We start from the raw sequence: 18,855 nt of genomic DNA, 5'->3' as shown, positions 1-18,855 counted from the left end.
GCAGGAGGTCACCATGGGCACCGCGACCGGTTCCACGTTCGACACCGCCACGTTGCGCCGGGCCATAGAGGGGAACACCGGGAACAGTCTGCTGGCGCTCTACGCGGACGACGCGGAGATCCGCATCATCGACCGCAACACCCAGCCCAGCCACCCCAAGGTCCTGCACGGCCGCAGGGACATCGCCGCGCTGCTGGACGACGTCTACAGCCGCGACATGACACACACGCTGGACCAGTGCATCGTCCAGGGCGACAAGGCCGCCTTCAGCGAGTCCTGCGAGTACGGGGACGGGGTCCGGGTGCTGGCCGAGTCGATGATCACGCTGCGCGACGGCAAGATCGCCGAGCAGATCATGATCCAGGCATGGGACGAGTAGTCGGGAGGACCGCGAGGGTCCAGGTCAGCTCCCGGTTGACCTGGACCTTCTCGGCGCGGGCGGCGCTGGGACACGCCCGCCGCCGGCGTCGCGGTGCGCCCGCCCTTCTGCTGTGGACGGTCCTGCGGGCACCGCACCGCCGCGGGAAGCGCTGACGGCTCGGTTGCCCACGGGGGCGAACCGCGTGTCCGGCAAGCGGCCCGATGACCATCGCCGTGCTGCCGGAGCAGACGGTGACGGCGGCCGCCCGGCAGCTCGGGGCGTGACGCGGGGCGTGCTCAGCGCATCCAGGCGCTGTACTGCATGACGGCCCCGGCTTTCACGCCGTACTCGGGGTCGTCCCGGGTGAGGGTGGACTCCATGCCGAGGACGGTCCCGGTGGCCGGGTCGAGGATCAGCATCCGGCGCGGCCCGGAGCCGCTGTCGTAGACGTACGCCTGCCCGGTGCGGCCCAGCCGGTCGGTGACCTCCCCCACCGGGCGCAGTCCGCCGGCCTTCGCGAGGAGTTCGGCCAGCGCCGCCGACTCACCGGCGCCTAGCGTCCAGTTGTCCAGCAACTCCGCGGCCGCGTCGAGGAGTTCGGGCGTGTCGAGGGTGTCGGTGTGGTTCAGCTCGGTGAGGTAGGCGCGCAGCTTCGCCGGGTCGTGCGGGGGTGTCGCCAGCGGTGGGGCGTCGCCCCACATCGGCGGATAGGTCCGCCGGCTGAGCACATGGCCGTCCTCGACGAGCCGCGGTGTGTCGCCTTCGTCGGTGAGGACCGGGCGGCCCGGACGGCTCGGGTCGGTGGCCACGACCAGTTCGGTGTGGCTGCCGTCGGCCTGCCAGCGCACGACTCTCTCCTCGGGCAGGGTGACGGGCGGCTTGCCGTCGCTCATGCCCAGGCTCCAGGACTGCACATGGGTGCCCTGGCGGAGGGCCGGCGTCCCGTCCCGGGCCGCGACGGCGGCCAGTTCCGCCACGTCCGCGAGCGGTACGGGCACGGAGTGGGCACGGACGGTCAGTGGCCGGGGTGCGGCGAGGGCGGGCGTGCCCGAGGAGCCGCCGAGCAGCAGCGTCAGCGTGGTCGCGACCACGGCGACGGCCGCGACCAGCCCCCACGCCAGCCGCGGCCGGGTCCGGCGCACGGGGCGCGGCTCGTGCAGCAGCCGGGCGAGGTGCCGTTCGGCGGTGTGGTCGAGGGGGCCGTCGCCGAAGTAGGGGCCGTCGGCGGGGGCCGGGTCGGCGGCGCGCAGCAGGTCGAGTTCGTCAGCCATGGCGGTGTCCCTCGGAGAGAGCCTCGGCGGCAGGGGGGCGCAGTCGGTCGATCTCGGCTCTGAGCCGGCGGCGGGCCCGGTGCAGCCGCATCGCCGCCGCCCGTTTCCCGCAGCCCAGGACGACGGCGACCTCGTCGACGCCGAGTTCCTCCCACGCCGTCAGCCGCAGCACCTCCTGGTCGGCCGGGGACAGCCGGGCGAGCGCCTCGTGCACCCAGGCGCCGGGCCGCTCGCTGCCGGGGCTGTCCACGACGTGCCGTCGGTGCGCGGTGTCGTCGTTGCCCACCCGGTCCAGGAGCCGGCGGCGGCGCCCGTACCCGCGCACCGCGTTGGCGAGGCAGTTGCGTGCCACGCCGTACAGCCAGGGCAGTGGGGCGGCCGGCAGGTCGGCGCGGCGGCGCCAGGCCACCGTGAACACCTCTGCCACCACTTCCTCCACCTCGCCGGTCCGCCCGTCCAGTCGCCGCGCGACATAGCGGCTGACCGCCCAGTAGTGCCGGCGATAGGCAGCGGCGAAGACCTCGTCGTTGCTCATGTCCCGTTCCTGTCCGGCACCTGCCCGATCGTCACACCCGTCTCCGTGACGCTCGTCGCATCCGTCGAGTGTGACCGGCGGGCACAGCCCGGACACAGGCGGGGCATGCGGAACCTCAAGTGGCTCACGACCACGGATCACAAGACGATCGGAACGCTGTACCTGGTCACAGCGTTCGCGTTCTTCCTTCTCGGCGGGGTGACGGCCCTGCTGATGCGCGCCGAACTGGCCCGCCCCGGCCTCCAGATCATGTCGAACGAGCAGTTCAACCAGGCGTTCACGATGCACGGCACGATCATGCTGCTGATGTTCGCGACGCCGCTGTTCGCCGGCTTCACGAACTGGATCATGCCGCTCCAGATCGGCGCCCCGGACGTGGCCTTCCCGCGCCTGAACATGCTGGCCTACTGGCTCTACCTGCTCGGCTCCACCATCGCGGTCGGCGGCTTCCTCACCCCGCAGGGCGCGGCCGACTTCGGCTGGTTCGCCTACGCACCGCTGTCGGACGCGGTCCGCTCGCCGGGCGCCGGCACCGACATGTGGATCATGGGGCTGGCCCTCTCCGGCTTCGGCACCATCCTCGGCGCGGTCAACTTCATCACCACGATCATCTGCATGCGCGCACCCGGCATGACCATGTTCCGGATGCCGATCTTCGTGTGGAACGTGCTGCTGACCGCCGTGCTGGTCCTGCTCGCCTTCCCCGTCCTCGCCGCCGCCCTGTTCGCCCTTGAGGCGGACCGGAAGTTCGGCGCCCACGTCTTCGACGCGGCCAACGGCGGAGCGCTGCTCTGGCAGCACCTCTTCTGGTTCTTCGGCCACCCGGAGGTGTACATCATCGCGCTGCCGTTCTTCGGCATCGTCTCCGAGGTCATCCCGGTCTTCTCCCGCAAGCCGATGTTCGGCTACCTCGGCCTGGTGGGGGCGACCATCGCCATCGCCGGCCTCTCGGTGACCGTATGGGCCCACCACATGTACGTCACGGGAGGCGTGCTCCTCCCCTTCTTCTCCTTCATGACCTTCCTGATCGCCGTCCCGACGGGAGTGAAGTTCTTCAACTGGATCGGCACCATGTGGCAGGGCTCGCTGTCCTTCGAGACACCCATGCTCTGGACCACGGGCTTCCTGGTGACCTTCGTCTTCGGCGGTCTGACCGGCGTGATGCTCGCGTCCCCGCCGATCGACTTCCACGTCTCCGACTCGTACTTCGTCGTCGCCCACTTCCACTACGTGGTCTTCGGTACGGTCGTCTTCGCGATGTTCGCCGGATTCCACTTCTGGTGGCCCAAGTTCACGGGCAGGATGCTGGACGAGCGGCTCGGCAAGATCACCTTCTGGACCCTGTTCACCGGCTTCCACGGCACGTTCCTGGTCCAGCACTGGCTGGGCGCCGAGGGCATGCAACGCCGGATCCCCGACTACCTGGCGGCCGAGGGCCTCACCACGCTCAACACGGTCTCGACGATCTTCTCGTTCCTGCTGGGCGCGTCCCTGCTCCCGTTCTTCTACAACGTCTGGAAGACGGCCAGGTACGGGGAGAAGGTCGAGTCGGACGACCCGTGGGGCTACGGCCGCTCCCTGGAGTGGGCGACGTCGTGCCCGCCCCCGCGCCACAACTTCGTCACCCTGCCGCGGATACGCAGCGAGTCACCGGCGTTCGACCTGCACCATGCGGCCGTGGAGCAGGAGTTGAGCGCACGATGACGGCGCGGGAGGAGGAACGGGAACTGGTCAACCAGATCGAGGGGCATCTGCTGCTGTCCGCGACCAGGGAGGAGGGCCGGAGGGCGGCGGCTCGGCTCGCGGACCGCTTCGGCTGGCTCACGGACACTCAACGGGCCGACGTGGAGCGATATTTCGAAGCGGAGTACCTGGACTTGGCCAGAGCGTCTTGGCACCGCACTGCGGAACGCGGCGAACAACTGAGACGTGAGTACGACACCAGATACCGGTCGCTACGCCGGCGCATCTTGGCCTGCTCCCTGCTGACCTGCGCAATGCTGACGGCAACGACTCTGCTGACGCTGACTACATGAGCGCGCCCCAAAGGGGCGCGGGGCTGTGACTGATATGCGGCTGCCGCCGCGTGTGCGCGACCAGCCACAGCCCACCCGCACCCGACCAACTACCGACTCAGCTCAGCTCTGACTCCACTGCTGATTGGTCCCCCCGTTGCAGGCCCACAGCACCAGCGAAGTCCCGTTACTCGTGGCCGCGCCATACGCATCCAGGCACAACCCGGCGTTGACGTTCGTGATCGTCCCGTCCGAGTTGACGTTCCACTTCTGGTTGTTCTGCCCGTTGCAGTCCCAGATGACGACCTTGGTGCCGTTGGTCGTGCCCTGGTTGTAGGCGTCGAGGCACTTGTTGCCGTACACCACGAACTCCTTGCGCGAGGTGTACGTCCACGCCTGGTTCTGACCGCCGTTGCAGTCCCAGATCTCGGCCTGGGTGCCGTTGGTGATGGTGTTGTTGTAGACATCGGCACAGCGGCTGGAGGCCTTGCCCACGACGAGTGTGCCGTTGGTTCCGGGGATCGGGCTCACCGCGATCGAGCCGAGCGACGGCAGCGAACTCCCGGTGAACGTGAGCGAGTTGCCCGACCCCTTGCTCAGGTCGACCTGCACGGACACGGTGCCCTGCGCGGACCCCGTCGGCGGGAAGGAGACCGTGGTCGCGGTCTGGCTGTTGACCTGGAGGGTGCCGGTGACGGCGGTGGAGCCGGAGTTGGTGTAGGCGACGTCGACGACGTCCAGGCCGGTGCTCGCGGCGCCGACACCGGTGTACTTGCCGGTGGAGGACGCGCTGTAGCTGGTGCTCGCCGCCTCCGTGCCGCCGCTGACCTTGAGCATCACCGAGCCGCCGGCCGGCACGCTGGCGGTGTAACTCGTCGCGTACGAGCCGAGGTTCGTCTGCGCCCACAGGTCGCGGACCGTCGCGGAGGCGCTGGTCAGGCCGAGGTCGGACCAGCGGGCGGTGATGTTCGCGGCGGCGGAGGTGCGGTTGAGCAGCACGACCGCGCGAGTGCCCGTGCCGGCGAGGACCTTGCTGTAGACCTGCAGACCGGTGCTGTCCTCGGCGACCTTGACGCCCTGCAGCCCCCGCGCGTCCTGGTCGACGGCGACGACGTCGGAGTTCTTGAGGATGGCGGCCGTCTCGCTGGTCATCGTGGTGAGGTCGTTGCCGGCGAGCAGCGGCGCTCCGGAGATCGCCCACAGGGCCATGTGGGTGCGGTTCTGGGCCGCCGTGAGGCCGGACATGCCGACGGTGAGCATGTCGGGGTCGTTGTAGTAACCGGTGTGCTGGGCGGCCGGGTGCAGGGTCTGGTCGAAGTTGGACAGGACGGCCGACTGCGACGCCGTGCCGCCGTAGTAGTAGATGTCCGTGCTGGTCCGCCACATGGGGGCGAGGCCCGTCGCCCAGTTCCAGGTGTTCTGGTAGCCCCAGTTGCAGATGGACAGGGTCAGCGGGCGGCCGGTGGTGGCGGCGGCCGTGGCGACGGCCGAGCTGATCGACCGGTACGTGGTGGCCGCGTCCAGGCCCTCGGCGTCGCCGCCGCACCAGTCGACCTTCACGAAGTCGAAGCCCCACTCGGAGAACTGGAGCATGTCCTGGGCGTAGTGCCCCTCGCTGCCGGTGTCGGCGGCGGCGGGGCGGCCGGTCGGGTAGTAGTAGCCGCAGCCGTTCGCGCCCGCGTCGGTGTAGATGCCGGCCTTCAGGCCCTTGCTGTGGATGTAGTCGGCGATGGCGCTCATGCCACCGGGCCACTCACTGGTGTCGACGGTGATGTTGCCGGCACTGTCCCGGGTGCCCTGCCACCAGCCCTCGTCGATGTTGATGTACTTGTAGCCGGCGGCCGGGAGGCCGGCCGCGACGAACGCGTCGACCTGCGCCTTGATGACGTCGTAGTCGATCTTCGCCGCGAAGCTGTTCCAGGAGGCCCAGCCCATCGGGGCGGTGGGCACCGAGACCTGCGGAACGGTCGCGGCCTGGGCCGGTCCCGGAGCGGCGAAGAGAAGCGCGGCGGCGGCCGTCAGGGTCAGGGCGAGGGTGCGCACGGCGGCGGCCCACAGGTGTCGTACGAGACCGCTGCCGGTCGATCTGGGCGGGGGGTACATGCGGCTCCTCCACGGGGGTGCACGAGGGGGGTACGGCTCACTCACGTTCGGCACGCTGGCCATGTTGTTCGTGATTACGAACATGGATCGATGTCCCGAACATGTCGCGCGCCGACCGTAGAGCCGCCGGAGGGTGAAGTCAACGGCTGTGACAGGCGTGAAGTCGCCGTTCCCTACGAGTCGTTCACCCCACCGGGACGCGTGCGCCGTCATACTGCTGGGCGTGCGCGTAGCGATCATGACGGCGGGCTCGCGGGGCGACGTGGCCCCCTACACCGGACTCGGGTACGGGCTGAGCCGTGCCGGACACGAGGTCACCCTGGTCACACACGCCCGCTTCGCGGGGCTGGTCGAAGGGTCCGGAGTCGGCTTCCACCCCCTGCCGGTCGATCCCCGGACCGAGCTGGAGTCCGCCCGGGGGCGCGGGCTGCACCGCAGCGCCAGCGGGGTCGGCAAACTGCTGCGGGTGGTGGAGCTGGCCCGCCGGCTGGTCGGACGGATGACGGACGACCTGCTCGCGGCCGCACAGGCCAGCGACATCCTCCTGCTGTCGGCCTCCCTGGCCCCGATCGGCCACACCATCGCGGAGGGGCTGCGACTGCCGAGCATGGGCGTCTACCTCCAACCACTCGCCGCCACCCGGGAGTTCGCGCCGCCCGTGCTCGGCGGCGGCACGTGGGGCGCCACCGGCAACCGGATCGCCGGACACGGCGTGACCCTGGCCGTGGAACAGGTCTTCGCATCCACCGTCCCCGCGCTGCGCACCCGCCTGGCCCTGCCCTCGCAGCGCTCCGGCACCGCCCGCCGGGCCAGGGAGCGCAGGCTGTGGCCCGTCCAGCACGGTTTCAGCCCCCAGGTGGTCCCCCGCCCCCGCGACTGGCGCCCGGGCCTCGGGGTGTGCGGCTACTGGTGGCCGTACGACGGCGAGGCCCGACTTCCCGACGACGTGCGGGCGTTCCTCGACGCCGGGCCGCCGCCGGTCTTCGTCGGCCTGGGCAGCGCCACGGTCCCCGACGCCGGACTCCTGAGCCGACAGGTCGTGGCGGCCCTCCGCAAGGCCGGGCTGCGCGGGGTGATCCAGAGCGGCTGGGGCGGCCTGACCGCCGACGGCGACGACATGCTGACCATCGGCGAGCTGCCGCACTCGGTCCTGTTCCCCCGGATGGCGGCGGTGGTCCACCACGCGGGCGCGGGCACGACGGCGGCAGGCCTGCGGGCAGGGGTCCCGGCGGTACCGCTGCCGATCCAGTTCGACGAGGCGTTCTGGGCGGCGCGGCTGGTGGGCCTCGGGGTGGCACCGGCTGCCGTTCCGCTGCGGGGGTTGCGCGTGGAGACACTGGCGGATGCGCTCAGGCAGGCGACCCGACGTCCCGAATTCGCGCAGCGAGCAGCGGAATTGGGCCGTAGCATCCAAGCGGAGGACGGCGTGACCGCGGTGGTCGCAGCGGTAGCCGACCTAGCCCGATAGATGCCGGAGACCGGGCGCCCCGTCAGGGGCGCGGGGAACTGCGCGACCAGCCACAAGGCACCCGCAGACACACAACTACCGCGAGCCCCCCTCCGTCCACCCCTCCGGCCGCAAGATCCCCACCAGCAACCGCACCAACTCCTCCACGACGTCATCCAGACTCGCGTCCACCCACCCCGCACTCCAGTCGTGCAGCAACCCGTTCACGCTGCCGATGAACGCCGTCGCCGCCAGCCGGTAGTCCCGCGGCGCCGCGTCCCCCCGCGCCGCCGCCGCGTCCGCCTCGCTGCATATGAGCTCCACCCACCGCGCCCGCCGCGCCAGCCGCTGCTCCTCCAGCCGGGGACTGACCCCGATGATCTCCACGAAGGCGATGCGGATACGACGCGGGTCGGAGGTGACGTCCCGGGCGTAGGCCCGGAACAGCACCGTCACCCGCTCGACGAGCGGCAGCGGCTCCGCCTCCGCGAACGCCGCCGCCACCGCCGCCTCCGCCCACCCGTTGACCTCCAGGTGCAACGCGGCGAGCACGTCCTCCAACGTGCGGAACTCCTCGTAGAACTGACGGGTCGACAGACCCGCCGCCTGGCTCAGCGCGGCGACGGTGGTGGCGCGAAACCCCGGTGCGTCGCCGAAGAGTCGAAGCGCCGCGTCCAGGAAGCGCCGACGCCGCTCGGCCTTGCGTTCCTCGGCGGACCGGCCGCCGTAGCGACCCGTCGGTGCCTTGAGCCTGCCCGCCAAGATTGCCCCCTCCGTCGACCGCCCGATGGCCAATTTTCTCGCGTACGCCTCTTGTGGACTCAGCCACCCCCTCCTTACTTTTCAGTAAGTTCACTTTGAACGCGCCTGTGTTCAGATTTCGTGACCCATTGACCGCACGGGCACGGGCGCGTCCCCACCCCCCTTCAGAGGAGAGAGCAGTCATGCCTGCCTTCAGATCCAGGCACCTTTGCTCCGTGGCCGCCGCCCTCGTCCTGACCGTCGCCGCACCCGCGACCGCCGCCACCGCCGCGGCCGACGCGTCCCTGCGCGAGGTGCTGTTCGTCGGCAACAACTGGGACGGCACCGCGACCGTCCTGAACTCGACCGGCGACTTCGCCAAGGTCGGCCAGCTCAACGTCATCCCCGACAAGGCCGCCCGGATCGCCGAGATCAACGCCGACCCCATCAAGTGGATCTACTACACGTCGATCCGCAACGAGGTCGGCCAGGGCCACGACCAGTACGTGGACGACATGTACTCCACCCCGGACGGGAAGTCCGTGGTCGTCTCACGCCCGAGCTTCGCCGACGTCGTCTCCATCGACCTCGCCACCGACACGATCAACTGGCGCTTCCCGGTGGCCGGTTACCGCGCCGACCACATGGCCGTCTCCCCCGACGGCACGAAGGTCGCGGTCTCGGCGTCCACCGCGAACAAGGTGCAGGTGCTGGACATCAACACCGGTAAGGAACTGGGCGAGTTCGCCACCGGTGACAAGCCGCACGAGAACGTCTTCAGCCCCGACGGCAAGTACATCTGGAACATGGCGATCGGCGAGGTCACCACCTCGCTCGACGATCCGATCTGGGACTGGACGAAGGGCGACCGGCACATCACCGTCGCGGACGCCACGACCTACAAGCAGGTCAAGACCATCGACATGCGGGACCGGCTGGACGCGATCGGCCTGACGGACTTCTCGGACGCGGTCCGGCCCGCGGCCTTCACGCCCGACTGGTCGAAGATGTACTTCCAGGTGTCGTTCTTCAACGGCTTCCTGGAGTACGACATCGCCACCGACAAGATCACCCGGGTGAAGACGCTGCCGGCGAACCCGGCGACCAGCACCGACCGCACCACCTGGCTCCTCGACTCGCGCCACCACGGCATCTCGATGAAGCCGGACGGCACCAAGCTGTGCGTCGCCGGGACGATGGACAACTACGCGACGGTCGTGGACCGGGCCACGCTCCAGGAGGGCCCGCTCGTCACCGCGTCCACGCCCTACTGGGCGACCGTGAGCGGCGACGGCAAGGACTGCATCATCTCGGAGGCCGGTGCCGACCAGGTGACGGCCATCGACTTCGGCACCGGTCAGAAGGTGCTCTCCGTCCCGGTGGGCGACCACCCGCAGCGCGTCCGGCTCGGCCATGTGCAGGCCGACTGGACGGGTTCGTCCGGGAGTTGACGGCTCATCATGGACTTCGGCCTCCGGGATGCGCGGCACCCCGGAGGCCGAAGCACTGCTCAGAACTTCGCCGCAACCCAGGCGGCCAGTTCCGCCTTGGCCGCGTTCAGCAGGGTGGAGCTGGGCGAGGTCGCCCCGTTGGTCACCAGCGCGAAGTGCAGCACGCCGGAGTCCGAGTCGGTGAGCAGCAGTCGACGGCTGCCCGTCCCACCCGGTTCCGCCGCCACGCCGACCGGGGTCGAGGACGTGTACGACGGGGGCGCGTAGGACGTGCCCAGGTCGGAGACGACGGTGGTGGACGCGGTCGGGAAGGAGGCCGGGAGGTGCAGGTCGGTCGGTGCGGTGGCGCTGCTGGAGCGCCAGACCTGGACGGCGTACTGGCCGGAGCCGACCAGCGCGGCCACGTTCGGCAGCGAGCTGGGCACCGGGTTCCAGGTCAGGGTCGTGGAACCGTCCCGGGAACGGTCCTCGTAGGTGTAGGCGAGGGTGGAGCCGGAGGTGGCACTCGGGTAGATCCGGTCGAGCAGTCGGGCGTCCTGACGGAGCGTCACGGTACCGGAGTCGGTCAGGTTCACCGCGGACATGTCCTCGTCGTTCCAGGCGTCGCCGGAGGTGAGGACCTTGTCGGGGTTGTCGTTCATCAGCTCGTGGTGGCGGCCGCTGTAGATGTCCCACTGCCACTGGGTGCCGGAGAGGACCGGACCGGAGGACGCCGGGGTCGACCACCAGTTGGCCCCGGAGAGGCGGGAGTCGAGGGCCTGGTACATGGCCTTGTCGACGGTCGGCGCCTTGCCTGCGGTGGTGCCGGCCAGCGGATGCCCGAACTCGCTGACGATCGCCGTGGTCCCGGCGGCCGACGCCCGGTCCCGGACGGTGCCGAAGTCGGTGGAGTACTGGCCGTCGGCGGCGTTGCCCCACATCAGGATGCCGGAGATCGCCTTCTGGTCGTAGAAGTGGGTGTTGAAGACGTAGCGCGAGCCGAGCGTGCCCGCGTCCAGCAGGCCGCCCTCCTCCTTGGTGACGTTGCCGTTCCAGAAGAGGTTCGGTTCGACGAGGGCGGGCTTGCTGCTCCAGCCGGCCGCGTCCATCCGGGCGCGGAACCTCTGGTAGAAGGGCCACAGCCGGTTCTGCTCCCAGGTGCGGGAGGCCTCGCCCGAGTCGTAGGAGCCGGCGTACGGCTCGTTGTACGGGTCGAAGCCGACCACGCCGGCGAACTCGTCGGACGTCAGGTGCTGGGCCAGGTAGGTCATGGTGGTCTGGGCCGTGGCCAGGAAGGCGTCCTGGAGGCCGTAGTTGTTGTGCCAGAAGTCGTACTGGCCTTCCTGGACGGCCGCGTTCTGGGTGATGTTCTGCCCCCAGAGGAAGCAGATGCCGCAGTACTCGGTCGGGTAGTCGCCCAGCGCCACGGCCCATTCGGGAGCGCCGTCGCCCGTGTACCAGCTGCCCGAGTTGAACAGGTAGCGGGAGTACAGGTCCTGGTGGAAGTCGGGGAATACGCGGATGCCGGCGTCCAGGAACGCCTGCATCTGCGCGGTCGCGTTGGCCAGGTAGGTGGTGTCGACCTGGCCCTGGACGGGTTCGGCGTGCGCCCAGGAGAGCAGGAAGCGCACGGCGTTGCCGCCGCCGAGGGCGCGCAGCGCGGTGGCGGACTTCTTCGCGTCGGCGACCGAGGCGAAGGGCAGGCCGCTGTTCTCCTCCAGCTTGGTCTCGCCGGAGACGTTGTAGCCGCGCAGCACGACCTCACGGCCCTGGCCGTCGACGAAACGGCCGTTCTGCACGGTGAGCGCGGTGCCGTCGAACGAGAGGGAGCCGGACGGGGTGGCTGCGGTGGCGGACGGGACGCCCGCCACCGCGAGGAATCCGCAGAGGACAACCAGGACAACGATCAGTCGTGCCCGGATATTCGTCATGTCCATTACAGTCCGGTGATTTCCGGACACAGTCAATACTTCTGACTCACGAGTAAGTTGAGTACCGGTTCGCTCAGCCGGCCACTCGACCGGTCACGTTCAACAGGTACTCCTTACGGCTCAGCGGGTTGTGGTCGGTGCGCGGCCGCTCCGGGACGGGGCCCCGCTCCACCGGCGCGTAGTGGTCGAAGGCGGTCTCCAGCTCGCCCTCGCCCCGGGTCAGCCCCGGCAGCCGCTGCTCCAGTCCGTGCACCCGGGCCGCCGGCACCGCGCCCTCCAGGACCGCGAGCACCCCCTCGGTCCCGGTCCGCTGCGGTACCGCGCCGAGCCCGGCGAGCACCGGAAGCAGCGCGCCCAGCGTGTCCACCGGGGCCTCCAGGCGGAAGCGGTGCATGGGCTCGTGCACCAGGGTGCCGGCCCGCCGCAGCGCCTCGGTGAGCACCAGCGGGGTCAGTCCGCGGAAGTCGTATCCGGTGCTCGACATGCTCTTGTCGAAACCCTGGTGGGCATGGCTCTGCCGGGGCGAGTAGCCGGAGTGGGTCATGGTCACCGTGCAGTCCGGGACACGCCAGCCGTGCAGCCCCTGGCCGAGGGTCTCGCGCACGGTGTCCTCGACGGCCTTGAAGAAGGCGTACGGCATCGAGCCCAGCTCCACCTCCAGACGGAAGCCGACGCCCGCGCCGGGCGGGGCCGGCTCCACCCGCAGGCCGACCGTCGCGAGGAAGGGGTTGCCGTCCTTCTTGTTGAACTCGACGGAGGCCCCGGCGCCGGTGAGCCGTTCGACGCAGATGGTCGTCGACTCCCGGAAGGCCACGTCCAGGCCGTACTCGTCGGCGAGGGTCGCCTGGATCACCTCCTTCTGCACCTCGCCGTAGAGGGAGACGGAGGTCTCCTGCCGTGCCTCGTCGTGCCGGACGTCGATCAGCGGGTCCTGCTCGGCGAGCTGGGTGAGGGCGACGTGCAGGGAGCGCCGGTCGGTGCCCGGCCCGGGAACCACGACGGTCTCCAGGGTCGGGGGCGCGAAGTGGTGCTCGTACGCCCGGCCGGGCGCGCCGAGCGCATCGCCGATCCGGATGCCGCCGAGCCCCCACAGCTTGACGATCCGCCCGGCACCGGCGCTGTCCTGCCGGAGGTCCGTACCGCACTCGAACACGCTGAGCGCGGTGACCCGCCCTTCCGGCCGGCCGGTGGCCGCCCGGCCGGACGCGCCGCGGTCGGCGGCCCGGGTCTCCCCCGTCCCGTGACCGTCCCCGAACAGGACCCGGTCACGGACCGCGAGGCTCCCGGAGAAGAGGCGGGCGTACGCGATCTTCTCGCCCGCCGGGCCCCGCTCCACCTTGAAGACCGAGGCCGACAGCGGCCCGGCCGGGTCTCCGGCGGCGGCCGGGAGCAGCCGCTCGATGCCGGCGACCAGGTCGGGCACGCCGGCACCGGTGACGGCGGAGCCGAAGTACACGGGGTGGACCAGGGACCGCCGGGTCTGCTCGGCGAGGGCGGCGCGCAGCCGGGCGTCGGGGACGCTGCCGTCGAGGTAGGCGGCGAGCAGCGCGTCGTCCCGGTCGGCGAGCGTGTCCAGCGCGGCCGGGCCGAGGCCGGGCAGGAAGCGGGCGGCGCGGGTGCCGAGCGCGGTGGCCCGGCCCATGGGGACGAGCGGCACGGCGAGCCTGCGGGCCAGCTGGGCGAGCACGGCGTCGCCGCGGGCGCCCCGCCGGTCGATCTTGTTGACGAAGACCAGGGTGGGGATGCGCAGCCGCCGCAGGGTCCGCATCAGGACGCGGGTCTGCGCCTGGACGCCCTCCACGGCCGAGATGACGAGCACCGCGCCGTCGAGGACACCGAGAACCCGCTCCACCTCGGCGATGAAGTCCGGGTGCCCCGGGGTGTCGATGAGGTTGACGGTGACGCCGTCGAGGGGGAACGACACGACGGCGGACTTGATGGTGATGCCGCGCTGCCGCTCCAGGGCGAGCGAGTCGGTCGTGGTGCTGCCGTCGTCGACACTGCCGAGCTCGGCGATGACGCCGGCGGTGTGCAGCAGTCGTTCGGTCAGGCTGGTCTTACCTGCGTCGACATGCGCGAGAATTCCGAGATTGAGCAGATGCACCGGTCGTGATGTCCTTCGCCATGGGTGGGATTCCTTCCTCGGTGGACATGCACGCAGTGCGCATCGGTGGTCCTCTCTCCGTGACGTCGGGTGAGGAGCAGTGCAGCAGGACGGCCCCGGCGGCCGCAATCGATTAACGCTCGGCAGGACCCCCGTCCGGCGCTCGACAAGAGCCCGCGCCGCAGCACTCGCCGCCCACTCGACACGGTTCTAGAGTGACCTACATCACGCCGTCTGGCTCAAACTACTCGTTCCCGCCACACGGTCTGGAGGCCACATGACCCACATCAAGGTGACGGTGGACGGCACGCCCTACGAGGACGAGGTGGCGCCCCGTCTGCTGCTGGCCCACTACCTGCGCGACCGTCTCGGCCTGACCGGCACCCCGATCGGCTGCGACACCTCGAACTGCGGCGCGTGCACGGTCGACCTGGACGGGGCGACCGTCAAGAGCTGCTCGGTGCTGGCCGTCCAGGCGGACGGCTGCACGGTGACCACCGTCCAGGGGCTGGCCGAGGACGGACAGTGGACGGCGCTGCAGCGGGCGTTCCACGAGCGGCACGGGCTGCAGTGCGGCTACTGCACCCCCGGGATGATCATGGCGGCCCGGGATCTGCTGCGGGAGAACCCGCACCCGTCCTCCGACGAGGTCCGGGAGGCGCTGGAGGGCAATCTGTGCCGGTGCACCGGCTACCAGAACATCGTCCGCGCGGTGCTCGCCGCCGCCGGACAACCGGACGGGCAGCAGGCCGGACAGCAGGCCCCCTCCGGGCAACAGGTACCCGAGGAGGCCACGGCATGACCGACCAGGCCGTACAAGCCGCCGCACGCGAGATCGGCCGCTCCCGGCTGCGCAAGGAGGACGCCCGGCTGATCACCGGCCAGACCAGCTGGACCGACAACATCCAGGTCGCCGGGCTGCTCCACCTCGCGGTCCTGCGCAGCCCGATGGCACACGCCCGCCTCACCCGCGTCGACGTCTCCGCCGCCCTGGAACGCCCCGGGGTCATCGCCGCGTTCACCGGCGCCGACCTCGCCGAGGGCCTGGGCTCGCTGCCCTGCGCCTGGCCGTTGACCGAGGACATCGTGCTGCCGGACCACCCGCCGATCGCCGTCGACGAGGTCCGCCACGCCGGCGACCCGGTGGCCGTCGTGGTGGCCCGCGACCGGTACGCCGCCGCCGACGCGCTGGAGGCGGTCGAGGTCGACTACGACCCGCTGCCCCCGGTCCTCGGCCTGGAGGCCGCGCTGGCCGACGACGCCCCGCTGGTCCACTCCGACAAGGGCACCAACCGCTGCTACACCTGGCCGCTCGCCACCGGCGAGAGCTTCGAGGCCGTACGGCAGCGCGCCGACGTCACCCTCAAGCGGCGCTACCACCAGCAGCGGCTGATCCCCAACGCCATGGAGCCGCGCGCGGTCGTGGTCACCCCGATCGCCGCCTCCGGCGAGTACACGGTGTACTCCGCGACCCAGATCCCGCACATCCTGCGGATCATGCTGGCCACCGTCACCGGAATCCCCGAGCAGAAGCTCCGGGTGATCGCCCCGGACGTGGGCGGCGGCTTCGGCTCCAAGCTCCAGGTGTACGGCGAGGAGGCCGTCGCGCTCGCCGTCGCCCGCAGACTCGGCCGCCCGGTGAAGTGGACGGAGTCCCGCTCCGAGGGCTACCTCGCCACCCACCACGGCCGCGGCATGATCCAGGACGTCGAGGTCGCCGCCACCCGCGAGGGCAGGCTGCTCGGCCTCAAGGTGGACCTGACCGCCGACATGGGCGCCTACCTGATGCTGGTCACCCCCGGCATCCCGATCCTCGGCGCCTTCATGTACCCGGGGATCTACAAGATGGACGCGTACGACTTCACCTGCACCGGCGTCTTCACCACCCGCACCCCCACCGACGCCTACCGCGGCGCCGGACGCCCCGAAGCGACGTTCGCCATCGAGCGGACCATGGACGAGCTGGCCGCCGAACTCGGCCTGGATCCCGTGGAGTTGCGGCGCCGGAACTGGATCCGGCACGAGGAGTTCCCGTACACCTCGATCGCCGGGCTGACCTACGACACCGGCAACTACGAGGCTGCCACCGAGAAGGCCCTCGCCCTGTTCGGGTACGACGACCTCCGTGCCGAGCAGCAGCAGCGCAACGAACGCGGCGACCCGGTACGCCTCGGCATCGGCGTGTCGACGTACACCGAGATGTGCGGGCTGGCGCCGAGCCGGGTGCTGCGCGATCTCCGGTACGCGGCCGGCGGCTGGGAGGCGGCGAGCATCCGCATGCTGCCCACCGGCAAGGTCGAGGTGGTCACCGGCACCAGTCCGCACGGGCAGGGCCACGAGACCTGCTGGAGCCAGATCGCGGCCGACGTGCTCGGCGTGCCGTTCGAGGACGTCGAGGTGGTGCACGGCGACACCCGGTCCTCCCCGCAGGGCATGGACACCTACGGCTCGCGGTCGCTGGCCGTGGGCGGCGAGGCCGTGCACCGGGCGGCCGTGAAGGTGGTCGAGAAGGCGCGGAAGGTCGCCGCGCACCTGCTGGAGGCAAGCGAGCAGGACCTGGAGTTCACGGACGGCGTGTTCGCCGTGAAGGGCTCCCCTGAGGCGCGGAAGAGCATCCAGGAGATCGCCTTCGAGACGTTCACCAACCACGACCTGCCCGACGGCGTCGAACCGTCCATCAACGCGGAGACGGTGGTCGACCCGGAGAACTTCTCCTACCCGCACGGCACCCACCTGTGCGCGGTCGAGGTCGACACCGAGACCGGGCGGACCCGGATCAGGTCGTACGTCTGCGTGGACGACGTCGGCCATGTCGTCAACCCGATGATCGTCGAGGGCCAGGTGCACGGCGGACTCGCGCAGGGCATCGCGCAGGCGCTGTACGAGGAGGCCGTCTACGACGACGAGGGCAACCTCGTCTCCGGGACCATGGCCGACTACCTCGTACCGTCGGCCGCCGACCTGCCGGACTTCGTCACCGACCGGACGGAGACCCCGGCGGCCTCGAACGCCATGGGCGTCAAGGGGGTCGGCGAGGCCGGGACGATCGCGTCGACGCCCGCGGTGGTCAACGCCGTCGTGGACGCGCTGCGTCCGCTGGGCGTGACGGACGTACGGATGCCCTGCACCCCGGAGCGGGTGTGGCGAGCGGTGAAGGAGGCGTCGGCATGATTCCCCCGGAATTCGAGTACGCCCGTCCGGCCAGCGTCGACGAGGCGGTGCGCGCGCTCGCCGACGCGGGCGAGGAGGCGAAGGTGCTGGCCGGCGGGCAGAGCCTGCTGCCGCTGCTGCGACTGCGGCTCGCCTTCCCGGAGCTGGTCGTGGACGTCGGCCGGATCCCGGAGCTGCGCGGGGTGCGCGAGGACGGCGACACCCTCGTCATCGGCGCGCTCACCACTCACCACGACGTCATCCGCGACCCGTTGGTACGGCGGCACGCCGGGCTGCTGGCTCAGGCCACGGCCACCGTCGCCGACCCCGCCGTACGGCACCGCGGCACCCTCGGCGGCTCGCTCGCGCACGCCGACCCGGCCGGGGACCTGCCCGCCGTGGCGCTCGCCCTGGACGCCGAACTGGTCGCCGAGGGTCCGGGCGGCCGGCGCACCATCCCGGCCGGGGAGTTCTTCGTGGACTACCTGCAGTCGGCGCTCGCGCCCGACGAACTGCTCGTCGAGGTACGGATCCCGAAGACCGACGGCTGGGGCTTCCACTACGAGAAGTTCCAGCGGGTGGCGCAGGCCTGGGCGATCGTCGGGGTCGCGGCGCTGGTGCGGCGCGCCGACGGGCACATCGCCGAGGCGCGCATCGGGCTCACCAACATGGGCTCCACCCCGCTGCGGGCCGGCGCGGCCGAGCAGGCGCTGTCCGGTGCCGACGGCCCGGGGGCCGTGGCCCGGGCCGCCGAGGCCGCGGCCGAGGGCACCCGGCCCGCCCGGGACCTGTCGGCCTCGCCCGACTACCGGGAGCACCTCGCGCGGGTACTGACCAGGCGGGCCGTGCTGGCCGCCGGCGGAACGGGGTGAGTGCAGATTCCCCCGATGGACGACCCGGAACAGGTGGGGGCCCGCCTGGCGGAGACGGGCTACCTCGTCGACGAGGGGCTGTCCGTCACCTGCTTCCTGGCCCTCAGACTGCACCGGCCGCTGTTCTGCGAGGGTGACGCCGGCGTGGGCAAGACCGCGCTCGCCGCCGCCCTCGCCGAGGCGCTGGGCGCACCGCTGATCCGGCTCCAGTGCCACGAGGGCATCGACGCCTCCCAGGCCCTGTACGACTGGGACTTCCCGCGCCAGCTGCTGCATCTGCGGGCCGCCGAGGCGGCGGGCGTGCAGGACGCGGACCGGCTGGAGAGCGAACTGTACGACCGGCGCTTCCTGATCGCCCGGCCCCTGCTGCTGGCGCTCCAGCAGCATCCGTCGGTGCTGCTGGTCGACGAGATCGACCGGGCCGACGACGAGTTCGAGGCGTTCCTCCTCGAGCTGCTGTCCGAGTACTCGGTGACGATCCCGGAGCTGGGCACGCTGCGGGCCGAGGAGCCGCCGGTGGTGGTCCTGACCTCGAACCGGACCCGCGAGGTGCACGACGCGCTGAAGCGGCGGTGCCTCTACCACTGGTTCGACCACCCCTCCTTCGCCCGCGAACTGGCCATCGTGCGCAGCCGGTTGCCGCAGGTCTCGGCCCGCCTCGCCGAGCAGGTCACGACCCTGGTGCAGGCGCTGCGCGGCGCGGACCTGGTCAAACCACCGGGGGTGGCCGAGACGCTGGACTGGGCGGAGGCGCTGGACGCGCTGGGGGCGAGCGAGGTGGACGCGGACCTGGCCGTGGCGACGCTGGGTTCGGTGCTGAAGTACCGGGAGGACACGGAGCGGGCGCGGGGGCTCGATCTCTCGGCGGTCCTCGCGGCCCGGGGCGGGTGAGCGG

The 18,855-nt window shown here is 71.0% G+C and carries 16 protein-coding genes; 10 read left to right on the top strand and 6 right to left on the bottom strand.

The genetic code is table 11. The features are described from left to right. The first annotated feature begins 13 nt into the window (after positions 1-13). Both ABZ887_RS21730 and ABZ887_RS21725 read left to right on the top strand, forming a co-directional pair. Positions 14-379 (top strand): nuclear transport factor 2 family protein, encoded by a 366-nt coding sequence (locus ABZ887_RS21730; protein WP_361291815.1) that lies wholly within the window; start codon positions 14-16, stop codon positions 377-379. Further along, a complete protein-coding gene (locus ABZ887_RS21725; protein ID WP_361291813.1) occupies positions 367-534 on the top strand; it encodes a hypothetical protein in 168 nt (55 codons plus the stop codon). The genes ABZ887_RS21730 and ABZ887_RS21725 overlap by 13 nt, the downstream gene beginning before the upstream one ends. Positions 535-657: 123 nt before the next feature. Here the strand turns inward: ABZ887_RS21725 and ABZ887_RS21720 are convergent, their stop codons facing one another. After that, positions 658-1,632, bottom strand: coding sequence for a CU044_5270 family protein (locus tag ABZ887_RS21720; protein WP_361291811.1), 975 nt, complete (start codon positions 1,630-1,632; stop codon positions 658-660). Beyond that, complete coding sequence (locus ABZ887_RS21715) at positions 1,625-2,167, bottom strand: sigma-70 family RNA polymerase sigma factor (protein WP_361291809.1); 543 nt, start codon at positions 2,165-2,167, stop codon at positions 1,625-1,627. The genes ABZ887_RS21720 and ABZ887_RS21715 overlap by 8 nt, the downstream gene beginning before the upstream one ends. A 105-nt stretch (positions 2,168-2,272) precedes the next feature. Between ABZ887_RS21715 and ctaD the strand changes: the two genes are divergently transcribed. Both ctaD and ABZ887_RS21705 read left to right on the top strand, forming a co-directional pair. Beyond that, positions 2,273-3,871, top strand: coding sequence for a cytochrome c oxidase subunit I (gene ctaD / locus ABZ887_RS21710; protein ID WP_361291807.1), 1,599 nt, complete (start codon positions 2,273-2,275; stop codon positions 3,869-3,871). After that, complete coding sequence (locus ABZ887_RS21705) at positions 3,868-4,203, top strand: hypothetical protein (protein WP_361291805.1); 336 nt, start codon at positions 3,868-3,870, stop codon at positions 4,201-4,203. The genes ctaD and ABZ887_RS21705 overlap by 4 nt, the downstream gene beginning before the upstream one ends. 102 nt (positions 4,204-4,305) lie before the next feature. On the opposite strand, the gene ABZ887_RS21700 is transcribed toward ABZ887_RS21705, so the two are convergent. Beyond that, a complete protein-coding gene (locus ABZ887_RS21700; protein WP_361291803.1) occupies positions 4,306-6,285 on the bottom strand; it encodes a ricin-type beta-trefoil lectin domain protein in 1,980 nt (659 codons plus the stop codon). A 238-nt stretch (positions 6,286-6,523) separates the two neighbouring features. Between ABZ887_RS21700 and ABZ887_RS21695 the strand changes: the two genes are divergently transcribed. Next, positions 6,524-7,753 (top strand): glycosyltransferase, encoded by a 1,230-nt coding sequence (locus ABZ887_RS21695; protein WP_361291949.1) that lies wholly within the window; start codon positions 6,524-6,526, stop codon positions 7,751-7,753. Positions 7,754-7,828: 75 nt separating this feature from the next. On the opposite strand, the gene ABZ887_RS21690 is transcribed toward ABZ887_RS21695, so the two are convergent. Then, positions 7,829-8,494, bottom strand: coding sequence for a TetR/AcrR family transcriptional regulator (locus tag ABZ887_RS21690; RefSeq protein ID WP_361291801.1), 666 nt, complete (start codon positions 8,492-8,494; stop codon positions 7,829-7,831). A gap of 182 nt (positions 8,495-8,676) precedes the next feature. On the opposite strand from ABZ887_RS21690, the gene ABZ887_RS21685 reads away from it, so the two are divergent. Continuing rightward, positions 8,677-9,924, top strand: coding sequence for a YncE family protein (locus ABZ887_RS21685; protein ID WP_361291799.1), 1,248 nt, complete (start codon positions 8,677-8,679; stop codon positions 9,922-9,924). A 59-nt stretch (positions 9,925-9,983) separates the two neighbouring features. On the opposite strand, the gene ABZ887_RS21680 is transcribed toward ABZ887_RS21685, so the two are convergent. Both ABZ887_RS21680 and ABZ887_RS21675 read right to left on the bottom strand, forming a co-directional pair. After that, the gene (locus tag ABZ887_RS21680; RefSeq protein WP_361291797.1) at positions 9,984-11,840 is read right to left on the bottom strand and encodes a cellulase family glycosylhydrolase; all 1,857 of its coding nucleotides are present in this window, start codon (positions 11,838-11,840) and stop codon (positions 9,984-9,986) included. 67 nt (positions 11,841-11,907) lie between these two features. Beyond that, positions 11,908-13,938: a translation factor GTPase family protein gene (locus tag ABZ887_RS21675; RefSeq protein WP_361291795.1), complete on the bottom strand. Its 2,031-nt coding sequence runs from the start codon at positions 13,936-13,938 to the stop codon at positions 11,908-11,910. Positions 13,939-14,215: 277 nt separating this feature from the next. Between ABZ887_RS21675 and ABZ887_RS21670 the strand changes: the two genes are divergently transcribed. Genes ABZ887_RS21670 through ABZ887_RS21655 form a run of 4 tightly spaced genes read left to right on the top strand, consistent with a single transcriptional unit; the run spans position 14,216 to position 18,851 of the window. Continuing rightward, entirely contained in the window at positions 14,216-14,740 is a 525-nt protein-coding gene (locus ABZ887_RS21670; RefSeq protein ID WP_361291793.1) for a (2Fe-2S)-binding protein, read from the top strand. Continuing rightward, positions 14,737-17,109, top strand: a complete 2,373-nt coding sequence (locus tag ABZ887_RS21665; protein ID WP_361291791.1) for a xanthine dehydrogenase family protein molybdopterin-binding subunit — start codon at positions 14,737-14,739, stop codon at positions 17,107-17,109. The genes ABZ887_RS21670 and ABZ887_RS21665 overlap by 4 nt, the downstream gene beginning before the upstream one ends. Then, complete coding sequence (locus ABZ887_RS21660) at positions 17,106-17,960, top strand: xanthine dehydrogenase family protein subunit M (RefSeq protein WP_361291789.1); 855 nt, start codon at positions 17,106-17,108, stop codon at positions 17,958-17,960. Before ABZ887_RS21665 ends, ABZ887_RS21660 begins: the two co-directional genes overlap by 4 nt. A 15-nt stretch (positions 17,961-17,975) precedes the next feature. Next, positions 17,976-18,851, top strand: a complete 876-nt coding sequence (locus ABZ887_RS21655) for a MoxR family ATPase (RefSeq protein WP_361291787.1) — start codon at positions 17,976-17,978, stop codon at positions 18,849-18,851. Positions 18,852-18,855 lie beyond the last annotated feature (4 nt).

Origin of the sequence: Streptomyces sp. NPDC047061 (genome assembly GCF_040643955.1) — a bacterium.
Lineage (GTDB): Bacteria > Actinomycetota > Actinomycetes > Streptomycetales > Streptomycetaceae > Streptomyces.
This window is presented reverse-complemented; position numbering and strand designations above follow the sequence as displayed.

Excerpts from the sequence above, each read along its gene's own strand:
- ABZ887_RS21670 (WP_361291793.1), top strand. The coding sequence starts at position 14,216 with ATGACCCACATCAAGGTGACGGTGGACGGCACGCCCTACGAGGACGAG.
- ABZ887_RS21665 (WP_361291791.1), top strand. The coding sequence starts at position 14,737 with ATGACCGACCAGGCCGTACAAGCCGCCGCACGCGAGATCGGCCGCTCC.
- ABZ887_RS21655 (WP_361291787.1), top strand. The coding sequence starts at position 17,976 with ATGGACGACCCGGAACAGGTGGGGGCCCGCCTGGCGGAGACGGGCTAC.
- ABZ887_RS21705 (WP_361291805.1), top strand. The coding sequence starts at position 3,868 with ATGACGGCGCGGGAGGAGGAACGGGAACTGGTCAACCAGATCGAGGGG.
- ABZ887_RS21700 (WP_361291803.1), bottom strand. The coding sequence starts at position 6,285 with ATGTACCCCCCGCCCAGATCGACCGGCAGCGGTCTCGTACGACACCTG.
- ABZ887_RS21720 (WP_361291811.1), bottom strand. The coding sequence starts at position 1,632 with ATGGCTGACGAACTCGACCTGCTGCGCGCCGCCGACCCGGCCCCCGCC.
- ABZ887_RS21730 (WP_361291815.1), top strand. The coding sequence starts at position 14 with ATGGGCACCGCGACCGGTTCCACGTTCGACACCGCCACGTTGCGCCGG.
- ABZ887_RS21680 (WP_361291797.1), bottom strand. The coding sequence starts at position 11,840 with ATGGACATGACGAATATCCGGGCACGACTGATCGTTGTCCTGGTTGTC.
- ABZ887_RS21660 (WP_361291789.1), top strand. The coding sequence starts at position 17,106 with ATGATTCCCCCGGAATTCGAGTACGCCCGTCCGGCCAGCGTCGACGAG.
- ctaD (WP_361291807.1), top strand. The coding sequence starts at position 2,273 with ATGCGGAACCTCAAGTGGCTCACGACCACGGATCACAAGACGATCGGA.
- ABZ887_RS21695 (WP_361291949.1), top strand. The coding sequence starts at position 6,524 with ATGACGGCGGGCTCGCGGGGCGACGTGGCCCCCTACACCGGACTCGGG.
- ABZ887_RS21685 (WP_361291799.1), top strand. The coding sequence starts at position 8,677 with ATGCCTGCCTTCAGATCCAGGCACCTTTGCTCCGTGGCCGCCGCCCTC.
- ABZ887_RS21715 (WP_361291809.1), bottom strand. The coding sequence starts at position 2,167 with ATGAGCAACGACGAGGTCTTCGCCGCTGCCTATCGCCGGCACTACTGG.
- ABZ887_RS21725 (WP_361291813.1), top strand. The coding sequence starts at position 367 with ATGGGACGAGTAGTCGGGAGGACCGCGAGGGTCCAGGTCAGCTCCCGG.